A 16305-nucleotide genomic window follows, 5' to 3' on the forward strand; every position below is an offset into this window, starting at 1 on the left:
CCGGTATCGACCGGCGCCCGACTGGCTGGCGTAACTGTCATAACGTCGCCGGGCCATATCCCCTTCTGAGGTATTTATGAGTACCAACCTCGACCAGCTCACCGATTGGTTGAAAGAGCACAAGATCACCGAAGTCGAATGTCTGATCAGCGACCTCACCGGTATCACCCGCGGCAAGATCTCGCCGACCAACAAGTTCATCGCTGAAAAAGGCATGCGCCTGCCGGAAAGCGTGTTGTTGCAGACAGTGACCGGCGACTACGTCGACGACGACATCTATTACCAGCTGCTCGACCCTGCCGACATCGACATGATCTGCCGTCCCGACGAGAACGCGGTGTTTCTCGTGCCCTGGGCCATTGAGCCCACCGCTCAGGTGATCCACGACACCTATGACAAGAAAGGCCGGCCGATCGAACTGTCGCCGCGCAACGTGCTGAAGAAAGTGCTCAAGCTCTATGCCGACAAAGGCTGGCAGCCTATCGTCGCGCCGGAGATGGAGTTCTACCTGACTAAGCGCGCCGAAGACCCGGACTTCCCCCTCCAGCCACCAGTGGGTCGCTCTGGACGTCCGGAAACCGGACGCCAATCGTTCTCCATCGAGGCGGCCAACGAATTCGACCCGCTGTTCGAAGACGTCTACGACTGGTGCGAATTGCAAGAGCTCGACCTCGACACGCTGATCCATGAAGACGGCACGGCGCAGATGGAAATCAACTTCCGTCACGGTGACGCGCTGCATTTGGCCGACCAGATTCTGGTGTTCAAGCGCACCATGCGTGAGGCCGCGCTCAAGCACAATGTCGCCGCCACCTTCATGGCCAAGCCCATGACCGGCGAGCCGGGCAGCGCCATGCACCTGCACCAGAGCGTGATCGATGTCGCGACCGGCAAGAACATCTTCGCCAACGACGACGGCAGCATGAGCCCGCTGTTCCTCAATCACATCGGCGGCCTGCAGAAGTTCATCCCCGAGGCGCTGCCGCTGTTCGCCCCCAACGTCAACTCGTTCCGCCGCTTCCTGCCCGACACGTCGGCGCCGGTCAATGTCGAGTGGGGCGAAGAAAACCGCACGGTCGGCCTGCGTGTGCCGGATGCCGGCCCGCAGAACCGCCGCGTCGAGAACCGTCTGCCGGGCGCCGACGCCAACCCGTACCTGGCGATCGCCGCCAGCCTGCTGTGCGGCTACATCGGCATGGTCGAGGGCATCGAGGCCAGCGCGCCGGTGGTGGGGCGTGGCTACGAGCGCCGCAATCTGCGCCTGCCGCTGACTATCGAGGATGCGCTGGAGCGCATGGAGAACAGCCGCGCGCTCGAGCAGTACCTGGGCAAGAAATTCATTGCCGGCTACGTGGCCACCAAGCGCGCCGAGCATGAAAACTACAAACGCGTCATCAGCTCGTGGGAGCGTGAGTTCCTGCTGTTCGCTGTCTGATCAACCCTGGAGCCGCTGCGGCGGCTGTTGGCCAATGGAGAAGCACATGAGTGTCGTCAACCCACAAACCCGCGAATGGCAGGCCCTGAGCGAGCGCCATCACCTTGCCCCGTTCAGCGACTACAACCAGCTGAAAAGCAAGGGCCCGCGGATCATCACCAAGGCCCAGGGCGTGCATTTGTGGGACAGCGAAGGTCGGCAGATTCTCGACGGCATGGCCGGGCTGTGGTGCGTGGCGGTCGGCTACGGCCGCGAAGAGCTGGTGCAGGCGGCGCAGCAACAGATGCGCGAGCTGCCGTATTACAACCTGTTCTTCCAGACGGCCCACCCACCGGCGCTGGAGCTGGCCAAGGCCATCACCGACGTGGCGCCGGCCGGCATGAGCCATGTGTTCTTCACCAGCTCCGGCTCCGAAGGCAACGACACCGTGCTGCGCATGGTCCGCCATTACTGGGCGCTCAAGGGCAAGCCGCACAAGCAGACGCTGATCAGCCGGGTCAACGGCTACCACGGTTCGACCGTGGCCGGTGCCAGCCTGGGCGGCATGAGCGCCATGCACGAGCAGGGCGGCCTGCCGATTCCTGGCATCGTGCACATCCCCCAACCGTACTGGTTCGGTGAAGGCGGCGATATGACCCCGGAAGACTTCGGGGTGTGGGCGGCCGAGCAGTTGGAGAAGAAGATTCTCGAAGTCGGCGAAGACAACGTCGCCGCGTTCATCGCAGAGCCGGTGCAAGGCGCCGGTGGCGTGATCATCCCGCCGGAAACCTACTGGCCGAAGATCAAGGAAATCCTTGCCCGCTACGACATCCTGTTCGTCGCCGATGAAGTGATCTGCGGCTTCGGCCGTACCGGTGAGTGGTTCGGCTCTGACTACTACGACCTCAAGCCCGACCTGATGACCATCGCCAAGGGCCTGACTTCCGGCTACATCCCCATGGGTGGCGTGATCGTTCGCGACCACGTGGCGCAGGTGCTCAGTGAGGGCGGCGACTTCAACCATGGCTTCACCTATTCCGGGCACCCGGTGGCAGCGGCGGTAGGCTTGGAAAACCTGCGCATCCTGCGTGACGAACACATCATCGATACCGTGCGCAGCGAAACGGCACCGTATTTGCAAAAACGTCTGCGTGAACTGCAGGACCACCCGCTGGTAGGGGAGGTGCGTGGGCTGGGGCTGCTCGGCGCCATCGAGCTGGTCAAAGACAAGGCCAGCCGCAGCCGTTACGAGGGCCAGGGGGTAGGTATGGTGTGCCGCAACTTCTGCTTCGACAACGGCCTGATCATGCGTGCGGTGGGCGATACCATGATCATCGCGCCACCGTTGGTGATCAGCCATGCCGAGATCGATGAGCTGATCGAAAAAGCCCGCAAATGCTTGGACCTGACGCTGGCGACGCTGGTCTGACCCTGTGCGGGGCCAGCCACGTGCTATTGAGCGGTTAACTGGCCCCGCTTTGGTTGATACAGCGCATGGGAACTTGCCAGACTAGGCTTTGTAGGAAAAATCGCGTGGTAACACGCTCAGATGCGTTTCTACAGGGCCTCGCGCCGTGGACCTGCTGCCTAACCGATGGACACGATAAAAATTCTGGAGCATTACGCATGAAGAAAATGGGCAAGACGCTGCTCGCCGCTTCGCTGATGGGGGCCATGGCCACTTCCGCCATGGCCGATGACAAGGTGCTGAACGTCTACAACTGGTCGGACTACATCGCCCCGGACACTATCGCCAAGTTCGAGAAGCAGACCGGTATCAAGGTCAAGTACGACGTCTTCGACAGCAACGAAACCCTGGAAGCCAAGTTGCTGGCCGGCAAGTCCGGCTACGACGTGGTGGTGCCGTCCAACAACTTCCTGGCCAAGCAGATCAAGGCCGGTGTGTACCAGGAACTGGACCGCTCCAAGTTGCCGAACTGGAAGAACCTCGACGAAGACCTGCTCAAGGCCGTGGGTGATGCCAGCGACCCGGGCAACAAGTACGCCTTCCCCTACATGTGGGGCTCCATCGGCATCGGCTACAACCCCGAGAAGGTCAAGGCCGCGCTGGGCATCGACAAGATCGATTCCTGGGACGTGGTGTTCAAGCCCGAGAACATCGAGAAGCTCAAGAGCTGTGGCGTCAGTTTCCTCGATGCACCGACCGAAATGCTGCCGGCCGCACTGCACTATCTGGGCAAGCCAAGCAACAGCACCAGTAAGGAAGACCTGAAGGCCGCAGAAAACCTGTTCCTGAAGATCCGTCCGTCCATTACCTACTTCCACTCCTCCAAGTACATCGGTGACCTGGCCAACGGCAATATCTGCGTCGCGGTGGGCTACTCCGGTGACCTGGAACAGTCCAAGTCGCGTGCCCATGAAGCCGGTGACAAGGTGAAGCTGGACTACGTCATTCCGAAAGAAGGCGCCGGTACCTTCTACGACATGGTCGCCATGCCCAAGGACGCAGAGCACCAGGACGCCGCCTACAAGTTCATGGACTTCCTGATGCAGCCGGAAATCATGGCCGAAATCACCAATGCCGTGCGCTTCCCCAACGGCAACAAGGCCGCGACCGCGCTGGTCGATAAAGACATTGCCGATGATCCAAGCATCTATCCGTCGGCCGAGGTGAAGAAGCAGTTGTACGCGATTGCCGCACCTGAGGCCAAAGTCCAGCGCGACATCACGCGCAGCTGGACCAAGATCAAGTCGGGCAAGTAAGCCCCTCGTGACAGCGTCTGGGTCGGGACTTTCCGGCTCAGGCGTCAAGCAAGGCAAATGAACATTGCGGCATCGAGCCTGCGAAGGTAAGTTGCGCGCCGGTTTAGCCTGCGCGCTGACGTTCGCCGTGACCCTGTGACACTTTGTGAGGAGCATCCACTTGTCTATTTCTGTAGTGCGCAGCGCCATGATGGCTGCAGCGGGACTGACGCTGGCGTGCAGTGTCCAGGCGGCAGGCACGGTGCATCTGTACAACTGGTCAGACTACATCGGCCCGACCACCCTGGCGGACTTCGAGAAGGAAACCGGGATCAAGCCCGTGCAGGACGTCTTCGACTCCAACGAAACCCTCGAAGGCAAGCTGCTCGCCGGGCGCACTGGCTACGACGTGGTCGTGCCGTCCAACCACTTTCTCGGCAAGCAGATCAAGGCCGGCGCTTTCCAGAAGCTCGACCGCAACCTGCTGCCCAACTACGCCAACCTCGACCCGGCCCTGATGAAGCGGCTCGAGAAGAACGACCCGGGCAACCAATACGCCGTCCCCTACCTGTGGGGCACCAACGGCATCGGCTACAACGTCGACAAGGTCAAGGAAGTGCTGGGCATCGACAAGATCGACACGTGGGCCGTGCTGTTCGAGCCCGAGAACATGAAGAAGCTGTCCAAGTGCGGCGTCGCCTTCCTCGACTCGGCCGATGAAATGCTCCCGGCAGTGCTCAACTACATGGGGCGTGACCCCAACAGCACGAAGGTGGACGACTACAAGGCCGCTGAGAAGAAGCTGCTTGCCGTACGCCCATACGTCACCTATTTCAACTCGTCGAAATACATCACCGATCTGGCCAATGGCGATATCTGCGTGGCTGCCGGCTTCTCCGGCGATGTGTTCCAGGCTAAATCGCGGGCTGAGGAGGCCAAGAAAGGCATCCACCTGGCGTATGCGATTCCCAAGGAAGGCGGCAATCTCTGGTTCGATGTGCTGGCCATTCCAAAAGATGCCCCCAACCTCACGCAAGCCCACGCGCTGATCAACTATCTCCTCAAACCCGAGGTGATCGCCAAGGTCAGTGACTACGTCGGGTATGCCAACCCCAATGCCAAGTCCAAGCCGCTGATGGACGAGTCGGTCAGCGCCGATCCGTCGGTGTATCCGTCGCAGGAGGTGCTGGACAGGATGTTCGTCAACGCCGAATTGCCGCCCACGGTGCAGCGTTCGATGACCCGCATCTGGACCAAGGTCAAGTCAGGCAAGTAATCATTCAGGCCCGTCACGGCAGGGGCGGGCACACACCATTTGTTGGGAGTTTCATTCATGGCACTTGCCTCCGGCGCCCATAAGAAAGCCCTCGAAGGCGATCAGCAACCCAAGCAGGTGCTGGTCAAGATCGATCGGGTGACGAAAAAATTCGATGAGACGGTTGCAGTCGATGACGTCTCACTGGAAATCCGCAAAGGCGAAATCTTCGCCTTGCTGGGTGGCTCCGGTTCCGGCAAATCGACCCTGCTGCGCATGCTCGCCGGCTTCGAGCGGCCTACCGAAGGGCGTATCTTCCTCGATGGTGTCGACATCACCGACATGCCGCCGTACGAGCGGCCGATCAACATGATGTTCCAGTCCTATGCGCTGTTCCCGCACATGACCGTGGCGCAGAACATCGCCTTCGGCCTGCAACAGGACAAGATGCCCAAGGCCGAGATCGACGCGCGCGTGGCTGAAATGCTCAAGCTGGTGCACATGACTCAGTACGCCAAGCGCAAGCCGCACCAGCTTTCTGGCGGTCAGCGTCAACGCGTGGCGCTGGCCCGTTCCCTGGCCAAGCGGCCCAAGCTGCTGCTGCTCGATGAGCCGATGGGTGCACTGGACAAGAAACTGCGTTCGCAGATGCAACTGGAACTGGTCGAGATCATCGAGCGGGTCGGGGTGACCTGCGTGATGGTCACCCACGACCAGGAAGAGGCCATGACCATGGCCCAGCGCATCGCCATCATGCACCTGGGCTGGATCGCCCAGATCGGCTCGCCGGTGGACATCTATGAAACCCCTACCAGCCGCCTGGTGTGCGAGTTCATCGGCAACGTCAACCTGTTCGACGGTGAGGTTATCGACGACGCCGAAGGTCACGCGCTGATCGCCTCGCCGGAGCTCGAGCGCTCGATCTACGTCGGCCACGGCGTCAGCACCTCGGTGGAAGACAAGCACATCACCTACGCGCTGCGCCCGGAAAAGCTACTGATCACCACCACCCAGCCGGAATTCGAGCACAACTGGTCGCGCGGCAAGATCCACGACATCGCCTACCTGGGCGGGCACTCGGTGTTCTACGTCAAGCTGCCCAGCGGCAAGCTGGTGCAATCGTTCGTCGCCAACGCCGAGCGCCAGGGCGCACGGCCGACCTGGGATGACGAAGTGTTCGTATGGTGGGAAGACGACAGCGGCGTGGTACTGCGTTCATGAAAATCCGCAAGCTCAAGCGAGCGTTCCAGCGTCTGATGCCCGAGGGCCGGCACCTGGTGATCGGCGTGCCGTTCATCTGGCTGTTCCTGTTCTTCATGCTGCCGTTCTTCATCGTGTTGAAGATCAGCTTCGCCGAAGCGGATGTCGCCATTCCGCCGTACACGCAGATCTACAGCTTCGTCGAAGACAAGATCCAGATCGTGCTGAACCTGGCCAACTACGGCCTGCTCGGTGAGGACGACCTGTACCTGGCGGCCTACCTTGGCTCGCTCAAGGTGGCCTTCTTCAGTACCTTGCTGTGCCTGCTGATCGGCTACCCGATGGCCTACGCCATCGCCAACGCGCGCAAGGACATCCAGACCGTCCTGCTGCTGCTGATCATGATGCCGACCTGGACTGCGATCCTGATTCGCGTCTATGCCTGGATGGGCATTCTCAGCAACAACGGCCTGCTCAACAGCTTCCTGATGTGGCTGGGCCTGATCGACCAGCCTTTGCAGATTCTCAACACCAACATCGCGGTGTACATCGGTGTGGTCTATTCCTACCTGCCGTTCATGATCCTGCCGCTCTACGCCAACCTGGTGAAGCACGACCAGAGCTTGCTCGAAGCGGCCTCGGATCTTGGTTCGAGCACCTTCAACAGCTTCTGGAAAATCACCGTGCCGCTGTCGAAGAACGGCATCATCGCCGGCTGCATGCTGGTGTTCATTCCGGTGGTGGGCGAGTTCGTCATCCCTGAACTGCTGGGCGGCCCGGAGACGCTGATGATCGGCAAGGTGCTGTGGCAGGAGTTCTTCAACAACCGTGACTGGCCAGTGGCTTCGGCGCTGGCGGTGGTAATGCTGGCGATCCTGATCGTGCCGATTCTGTTGTTCAACCGCAGTCAGGCCAAGGAAATGGAGGGTCGGGCATGAAGCGTTTCGGATTCTCCAAGCTGATGCTGGTGCTCGGCCTGCTGTTCATCTACCTGCCGATGGTGATTCTGGTCATCTACTCGTTCAACGCCTCCAAGCTGGTGACGGTATGGGGTGGCTGGTCGGTGAAGTGGTACGTTGGCCTGCTCGACAACACGCAACTGATGGGCGCAGTCATGCGTTCGCTGGAAATCGCCACGTACACCGCTGTGGCGGCCGTGGCGCTGGGCACCATGGCGGCGTTCGTACTCACCCGCATCACCCGCTTCAAGGGCCGCACGCTGTTCGGCGGCCTGGTCACCGCGCCGCTGGTGATGCCCGAGGTGATTACCGGTCTGTCGCTGTTGCTGCTGTTCGTGGCCATGGCGCAGTTGGTCGGCTGGCCCCAAGAGCGTGGCGTCGCCACCATCTGGATCGCCCACACCACCTTCTGCGCCGCCTATGTGGCGGTGGTGGTGTCGGCGCGGCTGCGTGAGCTGGACCTGTCGATCGAAGAAGCAGCCATGGACCTCGGGGCCCGGCCGTGGAAGGTGTTCTTCCTGATCACCATCCCGATGATCGCGCCCTCGCTGGCGGCGGGCGGCATGATGTCGTTCGCGCTGTCGCTCGATGACTTGGTACTCGCCAGCTTCGTCTCCGGCCCGGGCTCGACCACATTGCCGATGGAAGTGTTCTCGGCGGTGCGTCTGGGCGTGAAACCAGAGATCAACGCCGTGGCCAGCCTGATTCTGCTGTCGGTATCGCTGGTGACCTTCCTGGTCTGGTACTTCACCCGCCAGGCCGAAGAGCGTCGGCGCAAGGCCGTGCAGCAGGCGATCGAAGAGGCAGCCGCCGGCAGTTCACCGCATGAAGGAGTCCGTCCTCAACAAGTACGTTGAGCCCATCGTCCAGTCCGGCCTGGAGCCTGCGCAAAAAGGCTCCAGGTTGGCGGATGAGGCTTGTAGTTCTAAATGTCCCTCTCCGGTCATCCCACCTCAACGTCCAGCCCGCAACAAACCGGTCAAGAACTCCGCGGTAAAGGGGTCTGTGTGGCCAATCATGCTTTTAAGCGCGGTGCGATGTGTTCGAAACTCGTTATGCGCGGTGACGAAGTCTTTACTCCGTCGAGAGTCCATGGACGTTTTCTTCACATCGGAGTTGATCATAGCGGTTCGAGCATTCGCTGCCCGTAGGTAGGCTGCTGTCCGAGGCTTTATGGCGTCAGGAAGAAACTTGAGATGCTTGATCTCGATATTCAAAGGTGTACGTGCAGCTTTTCGAGCGCCCATACGCGTGTTTTGATCATCAACGAGGTGAGAAAGACTTTCCCTACCGGTGAAGCCGGATGAAGATTCTGACTGTTCAAACCTTTTGATATGCGCGACCCCCCAATGCACCCTTTTGTTTCCGGCGCTAGCGAGTGGCGTAGTCATCGTTGAAGCGGAACGCGTCAGAACAGATGATTGTAGATAGTGAAGCCTGCTTTTCAGGGTCCAGTTAGCGTCCAGCTGTATGACTTTGAACTGCCCAGACGGATCATGAAAGTTGACCGGGTCGTTTGCGCAGTAGGCGTAAGCATTCATCCCTCCATGGTCGAAGGGAGACAAGTGATCCTGAGACACAAATCTTCTCAGTGTGCTCGAGTAGCCCCGATGCCCCTGGCCTAGCAGATAGAGCTGGCTAATCGGGTCGAGGAATTCTGCGCAAAAACTCACTCTGCTCGTGGCCGAGACGCCCATCCCTGAGTGGCCGTAGGGGTCATAGCAAACCGGATCGTGGGCTCGCGCAATGGCCGAGGCCAGGCAAGACCCACTACTGTCACTGATCAGCAGTTTCCAGCCTCCTCGGGATACGTGCTCTGCCAGGCACCACTGCCTGATTCGCATAAGCCGCTCGTCATGCTGGGATGTGCCAACCGTGGTGAGTTTGTCGCTGCTATAAAAATAGCGTTCTGTGAGGTAGCTCATGATCAAACTCGGTTTTGAATGTGTAGGGTAGTAATGGTCTCGGGCTATTTGGAGAATTTTCGTGCTGGTGAATAGGGTCGGCCGCTACAGGAAAACTGTAAAACTCACCTTCAGCGGCCCCCTGAACCTTGTTGCGTTGCTGGCATTGCGGTGCGACGCGAACAACTCGCTCGACGCTGCAAGCCGGCGACACTCAGGTGCGGGTCGACCTGTTCTCAACAAGACTTGAGCCTGGATTGCGCACATTGCGGTTCAACGTTGAGAGTTCCACGGCCTGCCCCGTTGGGGACTGCACGCTGGTACTGAGCGTCCTTACGGCCTCTTGAGCCCCGAAGAGGTCTTTGTAAGCGGGAGGCGGGGACTGGGATGCCTCAGAATAGCCCGAGATTGGTCGGGCATTCGGTTGGACAACTTGGTTGTAATCAGGCGGTGCGTCCAGATCTTCAAGCTGCAGCGATCGTCGAGGTGGCTGTCTTGCCCATTGCGTTGGTGATGGAGGGGGACCGACCGGCGTCAATGAGTTTCGTCGCGAGGGGACTTGCCCAACTGGGGGGCGAAGCGCCCATTGTATCGCTTGGCCGCTGCCGAACCCGATGACAGCCCCCAGCGCCAGAGCGCCTGAGACACAATAGAGGATGTTTTTGATGGGCTTTGATTGCGTCGATATCGCTGCAATGAGTACGCCGATACTCGATAAACCCAAGCCGAGGGCCGCGTATTTGAACGGAACAGGCATATGCCCCGAGGGATCATGACGATTGACCGGGTCGCCTGCGCAGTAGCCATACCCATTCAGCCCACCCTGGCCGAACGGGCTCAGATCATCGGCGCTGCCAAACCTGCCCAAGCTAGGGCTTAACAAGCGATAACCGTTTCCTGGCAAATAGCCGCGTGTTGCCGCGTCCAGTAATTGCCCAGTGAACGCCAATGGCTGTTTTGCTGAGTCATGAGCACCGCAGTGGCCGTAAGGCGTATAAGCGAACGTGGCCCCTCGCGCGCCTTCAAGCGCGTGGATCACCGTGCTGGCGCTATCCACGGACAGCAGCGAGCGCGAGGGCTGATTCGCTGATCTGTATTCTGCCAAGGGTAGTCCGTTGCGGCGGAGCACTGAGCGCGATCCCGCGCCGTCGAGTTCCGTGCAAACATGACCGTTTTGGTAGAATCGACGCACCGTCCGGGGAGTACTCATGGGTATGCCTCAGTTTGAAGTCAGTCAGAAAAGATTCACCGCACTGGCGTCGTGTCCAGACCATCAACTTGATAAGCCCATGCTAGTGAAACGCTATTTTCTGGCTACTGGCATAAATGCCAGCTCGCCTCCAGTACCCGCATCATCTCCTTCAACGGCAGGCTCGCTGCTTTACCATCGAGCCTGACCGGCCCCACAAACTGAACCCTGATCTACGCTCAAGGTCGACTCATCGAATCATTTGCGCGCAAACAAGGAGCGAGCATGACGGTGGTGCGTCCGTTGATGGTCGTGTGCCTCGGGCTGCTGTTCACCCTGGCCGGGTGCGAGCAGGAAAAACACAGCCCACAGCTGCCCAGGGTCGGGGTCGTGCGCGTCGAGCCGGTGGATTTTGCCGCGTCGGTGGCACTGACTGGCGATGTGCAGGCGCGGGTGCAGACCGACCTGTCGTTCCGCGTCGGCGGCAAGATCATTTCCCGTAGTGTCGATGTCGGTGACCACGTCAAGGCCGGCCAGGTCCTGGCCCGGCTCGATCCGAAAGACCTGAAGAACAACGTCGACTCGGCCAAGGCCGAGGTGTTCGCCGCGCAAGCACGGGTCAACCAGAGCGCCGCGGCCTTCGTGCGCCAGGAAAAACTGCTGCCCAAGGGTTACACCAGCCGCAGCGAATACGACGCCGCGCAGGCCGCGTTGCGCGGTAACCAGAGTGGCCTGAAGGCGGCCCAAGCGCAGTTGGCCAACGCCAACGAGCAATTGGGCTACACCGCCCTGGTGTCCGATACCGATGGCGTCATCACCGCACGTCAGGCCGAGGTCGGCCAGGTGGTGCAGGCGACCATGCCGATCTTCCGCCTGGCCGCCGATGGCGAGCGAGATGCGGTGTTCAATGTCTATGAATCGCTGCTCAGCGCCCCGGCCAGCGATGAAACCGTCATCGTGCAGTTGCTCGAAGACCCCAAGGTGCAGGCCCAGGGCCGAGTGCGCGAAATCACCCCGACCGTGTCTGCGCAAAGCGGCACCTTGCAGGTCAAGGTCGCGCTGCGTGATGTTCCGCCGGCCATGGCCCTCGGCGCGCCGGTCACCACCCTGGCGAAAACCCAGGGCCAGCAAAGTGTCGAGTTGCCTTGGTCGGCGCTGAGCAAGGGCCTGCGTGATCCGGCTGTCTGGGTCGTCGGCGACGGCGACAAGGTCGAGCTGCGCCCCGTGCGTATTGCCCGCTACCTGACCGGCAAGGTCATCATCGGTGCGGGTATCAACGGTGGTGAAACCGTGGTGATCAACGGCGCGCAGCTGCTGCACCCGGGCATGCAGGTCGAGCAGGTCGCCGCCAAGGACGGAGGGGCGTTGCCATGATTCGCCTGTTGTGGATAACCCTCGCTGCGCTGCTGTTGGCCGGCTGTGGGAAGGATGAAGAGAAGCCCGAGCCGGTGCGACCGGTGCTGTCCGCTGTGGTCGAGCAATCGTCAGAGGCGCAGCTGGGCCGCTTTGCCGGCACCATCCAGGCGCGCTATGAAAGCACCTTGGGCTTTCGCGTGTCCGGGCGCATCGCCCGGCGCTGGGTCGATGTCGGTACTTCGGTGAAAGCCGGCGATACCCTGGCCACCCTCGACCCCACCGACCAGCAAAACCAGCTGCGCGCCGCTGAAGGCGACCTGGCGCGGGTCCAGGCGCAGTGGATCAACGCCCAGGCCAACGCCCGCCGTCAGCAGCAGTTATACGACCGCGGGGTCGGCGCCCAGGCGCAACTGGACATTGCCCAGACAGACCTGAAAACCGCCGATGCCAGCCTGACCCAGGCGCGCTCGTCGGTCAGCCAGGCGCGCGATCAACTCGGTTACAGCGAACTCAAGGCCGATCATTCGGCGGTGGTCACCGCCTGGCACGCCGAAGCCGGGCAGACCGTCAGCGTCGGTCAGGAAGTGGTGACGCTGGCCCGCCCCGACGTCAAGGAAGCGGTCATCGACCTGCCCATCTCGCTGGCCGAACAGCTCAACCCGAGCATGACCCTCACCGTGGCCTCGCAGCTCAACCCGGACCTCAACACCACCGCCAGCCTGCGCGAACTCGAACCCCAGGCCGACGCCACCACGCGTACCCGCCGCGCTCGCCTGAGCCTGGCTTCGACCCCGACCGGCTTCAACCTCGGCACCTCGGTCAGCGTCAGCCTGACCTCGCCGATCGCTGCCCGCAGTGAACTGCCGCTGACCGCGCTGCTGGAGCGCGACGGCAAGACCCAGGTGTGGGTGGTCGACCCCAAGCAGCACGTGGTCAATCTGCGCGATGTGGTGGTCAGTGCACGTACCGAGCGCAGCGTGGTATTGACCGGTGGAGTGCAGCCCGGTGAGCGGGTGGTCACTGCCGGGGTCAACAGTCTCAAGCCAGGCCAGAAGGTCACGTTCGACGAGGAATCACGATGAAAGGCGGCTTCAACCTGTCCGAATGGGCGCTGCGCCACCAGTCTTTCGTCTGGTACCTGATGTTCGTCGGCCTGCTGATGGGGGTGTTTTCCTACTTCAACTTGGGCCGTGAAGAAGACCCATCGTTCACCATCAAGACCATGGTCATCCAGACCCGCTGGCCCGGTGCGACCCAGGACGAAACCCTGTACCAGGTCACCGACCGCATCGAGAAGAAGCTCGAAGAGCTCGACTCGCTCGATTATGTGAAGAGCTACACCCGCCCGGGCGAGTCGACCATCATGGTGTTCCTGCGCGACACCACCAAGGCCGGCGATATTCCGCAGATCTGGTACCAGGTGCGCAAGAAGATCCAGGACATCCGCGGGCAGTTCCCGCAGGGCATCCAGGGGCCGGCGTTCAACGACGAGTTCGGTGACGTGTACGGCTCGATCTACGCCTTCACCGCCGATGGCCTGAACATGCGCCAGCTACGCGACTACGTGGAGCAAGTACGCGCGGAGATTCGCGAGGTCGAGAACATCGGCAAGGTCGAGGTGGTCGGCACGCAGAACGAAGTGCTCTACCTGAATTTCTCGGTACGCAAGCTGGCGGCGCTGGGCATCGACCAGCGTCAGGTCATGCAGGCCCTGCAAGCGCAGAACACGGTGACCCCGGCCGGGGTGATCGAGGCCGGGCCAGAGCGCATTTCAGTGCGTACCACTGGCCAGTTCGCCTCGGAAAAGGATCTGGAAAGCGTCAACCTGCGCATTAACGACCGCTTCTTCCGCTTGGCCGACATCGCCACCATCGAGCGCGGCTACGCCGATCCTCCGGCACCGATGTTCCGCTACAACGGCCAGCCGGCCATTGGCCTTGCCATCGGCATGCAGAAGGGCGGCAACATCCAGGTGTTCGGTGAGCAGCTCAAGGAGAAAATGACCCAGATCACCGGCGAGCTGCCGGTCGGGGTCGGTGTGCACAGCGTTTCCGAGCAGGCCGAGGTGGTCAAGGAAGCGGTGGGCGGCTTCACCAGTGCGCTGTTCGAGGCGGTGATCATCGTGCTGGTGGTGAGCTTCATCAGCCTGGGCGTGCGCGCCGGGCTGGTGGTGGCGTGCTCGATTCCGTTGGTGCTGGCGATGGTCTTCGTGTTCATGGAGTACAGCGGCATCACCATGCAGCGGATTTCCCTGGGCGCGCTGATCATCGCCCTGGGCCTGCTGGTGGATGACGCGATGATTACCGTCGAGGTGATGGTCACCCGGCTGGAGATGGGCGAAAGCAAGGAGGATGCGGCGACCTTCGCCTACAAATCCACCGCCTTCCCGATGCTCACCGGCACCCTGGTGACGGTGGCCGGCTTCGTGCCCATCGGCCTCAACGCCAGCTCGGCGGGGGAGTACACCTTCACCCTGTTCGCGGTGATTGCCGTGGCGCTGTTGGTGTCGTGGGTGGTGGCGGTGTTCTTCTCGCCAGTGTTGGGTGTGCATATTCTCAGCAACCGCAAGCTCAAGGCCCACGATGAAAAGCCGGGCCGCGTGGCCCGTGGCTTCGAGCATGGTCTGCTGTGGTGCATGCGCCATCGCTGGCTGACCGTGATCGGCACCGTGGTGCTGTTCGTGCTGGCGGTGTTCTGCATGCGCTTCGTGCAGAACCAGTTCTTCCCCTCATCCGACCGGCCGGAAATCCTCGTCGACCTCAACCTGCCGCAGAACGCTTCCATCGAAGAGACCCGGCGCACCGTCGACCGCCTGGAAGCCACGCTCAAAGACGACAAGGACATCGACCACTGGAGCACCTACATCGGCCAGGGCGCGATCCGCTTCTACCTGCCGCTCGACCAGCAACTGCAGAACCCCTATTACGCGCAGTTGGTGATCGTCAGCAAAGGCCTGGAAGAGCGCGGCGAGTTGATCGCCCGCTTGCAGAAACGCCTGCGCGAAGACTTCGTCGGCATTGGCAGCAACGTGCAGTCGCTGGAGATGGGTCCACCGGTGGGGCGGCCGATCCAGTACCGCGTCAGCGGCAAGGACATCGACCAGGTGCGCCATCACGCCATCGAACTGGCCACCGTGCTCGACGCCAACCCCAACATCGGCGAGATGATCTACGACTGGAACGAGCCGGGCAAAGTGCTGCGCATCGACATCGCCCAGGACAAGGCGCGGCAGCTTGGGCTGTCGTCGGAAGACGTCGCCAACGTGATGAACAGCATTGTCAGCGGCGCGCCAGTGACTCAGGTGAACGATGAAATCTACCTGATCGATGTCATCGCCCGCGCCGAGGACAGCGAACGCGGCTCGCCCGATACCTTGCAGAACCTGCAGATCGTCACCCCCAACGGCACCTCGATTCCGCTGCTGGCGTTCGCCACCGTGCGCTATGAGCTCGAGCAGCCGCTGGTGTGGCGGCGTGATCGCAAGCCGACCATTACCCTCAAGGCTTCGGTCAATGGCGACATGCAGCCCACCGACCTGGTGGCCCAGCTGAAACCGAAGATCGACGAGTTCGCCAGCAAGCTGCCGAGCGGTTACGAGGTGGCGGTGGGCGGTACAGTGGAGGAGAGCGGCAAGGCTCAGGGGCCGATCGCCAAGGTCATTCCGCTGATGCTGTTCCTCATGGCGACCTTCCTGATGATCCAGCTGCACAGTGTGCAGAAACTGCTGCTGGTGGTGAGTGTGGCGCCGCTGGGGTTGATCGGCGTGGTGCTGGCGCTGGTGCCGACCGGCACGCCGATGGGTTTTGTGGCCATTCTTGGGGTGCTGGCGCTGATCGGCATCATCATCCGCAACTCGGTGATTCTGGTGACCCAGATCGACGCCTTCGAGGCCGAGGGCTATGCGCCGTGGGATGCGGTGGTTGAAGCCACCAACCACCGCCGCCGGCCGATCCTGCTGACGGCGGCGGCGGCCAGCCTGGGCATGATCCCGATTGCCCGCGAAGTGTTCTGGGGGCCGATGGCCTACGCCATGATCGGCGGCATCATCAGCGCCACGCTACTGACGCTGTTGTTCCTGCCGGCGCTGTATGTGGCCTGGTACAAGATTCGTGAGCCGGATGTGTAGGAGGGGCGCAAGCTGCGATGGGCCACCATACAATCTGACTGATACCTGGGTTGGACCGGCTTTGCCGGCCATCGCGACTGGCCCGGAGCGCCGGCCGGTCGCTCCTACAGTCGGTCATTACCATGAAAATGGTTATATAAAAATTCTTAAACAGTATTTTTAAGAATATCTGCGCCTCACTATGATTGCCCTCACGCCA

The 16305-nt window shown here is 61.3% G+C and carries 12 protein-coding genes; 10 read left to right on the forward strand and 2 right to left on the reverse strand.

Features of this window, described 5'->3' with window-relative positions; translation table 11 throughout:
• Positions 1 to 76 precede the first annotated feature (76 nt).
• From LK03_RS06955 to LK03_RS06985, 7 genes are all read left to right on the forward strand, one after another.
• A complete protein-coding gene (locus LK03_RS06955; RefSeq protein ID WP_038411664.1) occupies positions 77 to 1435 on the forward strand; it encodes a glutamine synthetase family protein in 1359 nt (452 codons plus the stop codon).
• Between the two features lie 46 nt (positions 1436 to 1481).
• The gene (locus LK03_RS06960; RefSeq protein ID WP_038411666.1) at positions 1482 to 2843 is read left to right on the forward strand and encodes an aspartate aminotransferase family protein; all 1362 of its coding nucleotides are present in this window, start codon (positions 1482 to 1484) and stop codon (positions 2841 to 2843) included.
• A gap of 197 nt (positions 2844 to 3040) precedes the next feature.
• The gene (locus LK03_RS06965; RefSeq protein ID WP_038411667.1) at positions 3041 to 4138 is read left to right on the forward strand and encodes a polyamine ABC transporter substrate-binding protein; all 1098 of its coding nucleotides are present in this window, start codon (positions 3041 to 3043) and stop codon (positions 4136 to 4138) included.
• Positions 4139 to 4298: 160 nt separating this feature from the next.
• On the forward strand, positions 4299 to 5393 hold the full coding sequence (locus tag LK03_RS06970) for a polyamine ABC transporter substrate-binding protein (RefSeq protein WP_038411668.1): 1095 nt from the start codon (positions 4299 to 4301) through the stop codon (positions 5391 to 5393).
• Between the two features lie 57 nt (positions 5394 to 5450).
• Complete coding sequence (gene potA, locus LK03_RS06975) at positions 5451 to 6593, forward strand: polyamine ABC transporter ATP-binding protein (RefSeq protein ID WP_038411669.1); 1143 nt, start codon at positions 5451 to 5453, stop codon at positions 6591 to 6593.
• Between the two features lie 35 nt (positions 6594 to 6628).
• Positions 6629 to 7510, forward strand: a complete 882-nt coding sequence (locus LK03_RS06980; protein WP_167334515.1) for an ABC transporter permease subunit — start codon at positions 6629 to 6631, stop codon at positions 7508 to 7510.
• On the forward strand, positions 7507 to 8388 hold the full coding sequence (locus tag LK03_RS06985; protein WP_038411671.1) for an ABC transporter permease subunit: 882 nt from the start codon (positions 7507 to 7509) through the stop codon (positions 8386 to 8388). Before LK03_RS06980 ends, LK03_RS06985 begins: the two co-directional genes overlap by 4 nt.
• Positions 8389 to 8484: 96 nt before the next feature.
• On the opposite strand, the gene LK03_RS21575 is transcribed toward LK03_RS06985, so the two are convergent.
• Together LK03_RS21575 and LK03_RS21875 are read right to left on the reverse strand one after the other, a co-directional pair.
• Complete coding sequence (locus LK03_RS21575; RefSeq protein WP_049870445.1) at positions 8485 to 9456, reverse strand: RHS repeat-associated core domain-containing protein; 972 nt, start codon at positions 9454 to 9456, stop codon at positions 8485 to 8487.
• A gap of 193 nt (positions 9457 to 9649) precedes the next feature.
• On the reverse strand, positions 9650 to 10645 hold the full coding sequence (locus tag LK03_RS21875) for an RHS repeat-associated core domain-containing protein (protein ID WP_081951573.1): 996 nt from the start codon (positions 10643 to 10645) through the stop codon (positions 9650 to 9652).
• Between the two features lie 264 nt (positions 10646 to 10909).
• Between LK03_RS21875 and LK03_RS06995 the strand changes: the two genes are divergently transcribed.
• From LK03_RS06995 to LK03_RS07005, 3 genes are read left to right on the forward strand one after another with little or no spacing between them, the layout of a single operon-like run.
• Positions 10910 to 11998, forward strand: coding sequence for an efflux RND transporter periplasmic adaptor subunit (locus LK03_RS06995; protein WP_038411672.1), 1089 nt, complete (start codon positions 10910 to 10912; stop codon positions 11996 to 11998).
• Entirely contained in the window at positions 11995 to 13062 is a 1068-nt protein-coding gene (locus tag LK03_RS07000) for an efflux RND transporter periplasmic adaptor subunit (protein ID WP_038411673.1), read from the forward strand. Before LK03_RS06995 ends, LK03_RS07000 begins: the two co-directional genes overlap by 4 nt.
• Positions 13059 to 16106: an efflux RND transporter permease subunit gene (locus LK03_RS07005; RefSeq protein WP_038411674.1), complete on the forward strand. Its 3048-nt coding sequence runs from the start codon at positions 13059 to 13061 to the stop codon at positions 16104 to 16106. The genes LK03_RS07000 and LK03_RS07005 overlap by 4 nt, the downstream gene beginning before the upstream one ends.
• Positions 16107 to 16305: the final 199 nt, after the last annotated feature.

It is taken from the genome of Pseudomonas cremoricolorata, from assembly GCF_000759535.1.
Lineage (GTDB): Bacteria > Pseudomonadota > Gammaproteobacteria > Pseudomonadales > Pseudomonadaceae > Aquipseudomonas > Aquipseudomonas cremoricolorata_A.

What these genes read in the sequence shown, in the direction of transcription:
- LK03_RS06955 (WP_038411664.1), top strand. Translation starts at nt 77, where the DNA reads ATGAGTACCAACCTCGACCAGCTCACCGATTGGTTGAAAGAGCACAAG.
- LK03_RS06960 (WP_038411666.1), top strand. Translation starts at nt 1,482, where the DNA reads ATGAGTGTCGTCAACCCACAAACCCGCGAATGGCAGGCCCTGAGCGAG.
- LK03_RS06965 (WP_038411667.1), top strand. Translation starts at nt 3,041, where the DNA reads ATGAAGAAAATGGGCAAGACGCTGCTCGCCGCTTCGCTGATGGGGGCC.
- potA (WP_038411669.1), top strand. Translation starts at nt 5,451, where the DNA reads ATGGCACTTGCCTCCGGCGCCCATAAGAAAGCCCTCGAAGGCGATCAG.
- LK03_RS06980 (WP_167334515.1), top strand. Translation starts at nt 6,629, where the DNA reads ATGCCCGAGGGCCGGCACCTGGTGATCGGCGTGCCGTTCATCTGGCTG.
- LK03_RS06985 (WP_038411671.1), top strand. Translation starts at nt 7,507, where the DNA reads ATGAAGCGTTTCGGATTCTCCAAGCTGATGCTGGTGCTCGGCCTGCTG.
- LK03_RS21575 (WP_049870445.1), bottom strand. Translation starts at nt 9,456, where the DNA reads ATGAGCTACCTCACAGAACGCTATTTTTATAGCAGCGACAAACTCACC.
- LK03_RS21875 (WP_081951573.1), bottom strand. Translation starts at nt 10,645, where the DNA reads ATGAGTACTCCCCGGACGGTGCGTCGATTCTACCAAAACGGTCATGTT.
- LK03_RS06995 (WP_038411672.1), top strand. Translation starts at nt 10,910, where the DNA reads ATGACGGTGGTGCGTCCGTTGATGGTCGTGTGCCTCGGGCTGCTGTTC.
- LK03_RS07000 (WP_038411673.1), top strand. Translation starts at nt 11,995, where the DNA reads ATGATTCGCCTGTTGTGGATAACCCTCGCTGCGCTGCTGTTGGCCGGC.
- LK03_RS07005 (WP_038411674.1), top strand. Translation starts at nt 13,059, where the DNA reads ATGAAAGGCGGCTTCAACCTGTCCGAATGGGCGCTGCGCCACCAGTCT.